Annotated in this window: 2 protein-coding genes; both read right to left on the bottom strand. The window is 52.4% G+C overall.

Annotated elements, in window-relative coordinates:
• Positions 1-153 precede the first annotated feature (153 nt).
• On the bottom strand, positions 154-492 hold the full coding sequence (locus tag CGS25_RS18835; protein WP_089031755.1) for a type II toxin-antitoxin system PemK/MazF family toxin: 339 nt from the start codon (positions 490-492) through the stop codon (positions 154-156).
• Entirely contained in the window at positions 483-689 is a 207-nt protein-coding gene (locus CGS25_RS18840; RefSeq protein WP_089031754.1) for a hypothetical protein, read from the bottom strand. The genes CGS25_RS18835 and CGS25_RS18840 overlap by 10 nt, the downstream gene beginning before the upstream one ends.
• Positions 690-999: the final 310 nt, after the last annotated feature.

Genomic DNA, 999 nt, shown 5'->3' on the forward strand with positions numbered 1-999 from the left:
GATACAGCCAGCTATCGTGAATAAACGCCGTGCCCAGGCCGGACACATTATTCGCATAGGGAATGCGCAGCAGACGGCACACCAGTCCCAAAGGGTTCTGGACGCACGCTGAATTAATCGAACAAAACAGAAGTGGGGGAGAAAAACATAAAGTCAGCAGCAGCCAAAGTATTCACAAAAATCCTGATGGAGCGCCTGGAAACGTTCGGGTGTCAAAGCACCATATTTTTTTAAAACAACCGCCTTGGATATAACAAATGTCTTCCGGACCATCGCTTTCGAAATTTTCGGAAGAGCTCCTTCTTTCAGCTCTTCAGGCTGCAACAAGCTTTCATCCGCATGCAGCCTATGTGTTTTGCTACTCACCGGAATACCGACAAAATCATCGAACGGCAAGTTATCTTTAAAGACGATAACCGGCCTGCGCTTGCTCTCCCCAAGATCGGAAAAATAGAACTCACACAGGACCAGCTCGCCCTGCTTTACGTCCATACCTCATCCTCTTCGGGATCTGTCCATTCCTCAACCGTTCCGGCGGCGTGATTTGAAAGCGCGCGAACCTCTTGGTCGCTCTCTGTGTTTTCGACCAGAATCACGACCCGCGCGCGGGTGTTCTTCAGCCGTACATACTGTTCCGGGACCACCATAATGCCATTACGGATTACCGTCTCAAATTCGATTGCATACATGCCAAACCACTCCTCTAGAGCACGCCTTGACCCACCGTGGTGCCGGCGCATCTATCCCGCCCAATCGTAACAGGATGATGCACAACTCAGCCACAGCCCTGGTTGACACCCGTTGCGGCCTTTCTAACTCACCGGCACCCCATCTTCAGCAGCCGACTCCCTGCTGTCATTATAAACAGTACAGTAGGCCCCTATTTGAAGCTTTCAGCCAGGGCGGAAGTACGTGTGAGCCAATGCCGACAAAGTGAGCGTTGCTCTTGTTGTGGGAGCGGTCCTTGACCGCGATTCGGCCCTGCCAAGCCGGCCTCGC

This window comes from Alloalcanivorax mobilis, assembly GCF_002864685.1.
Classification (GTDB): domain Bacteria; phylum Pseudomonadota; class Gammaproteobacteria; order Pseudomonadales; family Alcanivoracaceae; genus Alloalcanivorax; species Alloalcanivorax mobilis.

What these genes read in the sequence shown, in the direction of transcription:
- CGS25_RS18835 (WP_089031755.1), bottom strand. Translation starts at nt 492, where the DNA reads ATGGACGTAAAGCAGGGCGAGCTGGTCCTGTGTGAGTTCTATTTTTCC.
- CGS25_RS18840 (WP_089031754.1), bottom strand. Translation starts at nt 689, where the DNA reads ATGTATGCAATCGAATTTGAGACGGTAATCCGTAATGGCATTATGGTG.